The following is a 364-nucleotide window of genomic DNA, read 5'->3' as shown; positions in this document are numbered from 1 at the left end:
TTGACCATCAAGCAACAGGTTCCGATGATCGCGATTCATGGCGTTCTTTTCCAAACTGTCTGCCAGAACCCCACAGACCTTTCCACCGGCTTCAAGCGCTCCGCGCATGGCGGCCTGATCGATACCTTTGGCACCGCCGGATACGATTGTGCTGCCAGCTCGCGCCGCCAGTCCGCCGATTGACATGGTGTAGTCAATCAATGCATCGTCCACGTGGCGTGATCCGACGACGGCAAGCCCACCAGTCTCCAACAAACCCATCTCGCCACAGCCGTAGAGCACAGCTGGCGCATCTTCACGAAGGCGCGCCTTCAGCCGACGCGGATACTCGGCATCGGCACGGCTGACCACCCAAATCGCGCGT

At 59.9% G+C, this 364-nt stretch carries 1 protein-coding gene; it reads right to left on the bottom strand.

The window, feature by feature from the left end; translation table 11 throughout:
• Positions 1 to 364, bottom strand: a 364-nt coding sequence (locus tag RTX98_RS18155; RefSeq protein ID WP_312798200.1) for a DNA-processing protein DprA, incomplete at both ends; no start/stop codon positions are given.

Source organism: Tianweitania sp. (genome assembly GCF_032053605.1).
Classification (GTDB): domain Bacteria; phylum Pseudomonadota; class Alphaproteobacteria; order Rhizobiales; family Rhizobiaceae; genus Tianweitania.
Note: the sequence above shows the minus strand (reverse complement) of the source record. Positions and strands in the feature narration are given on the sequence as shown.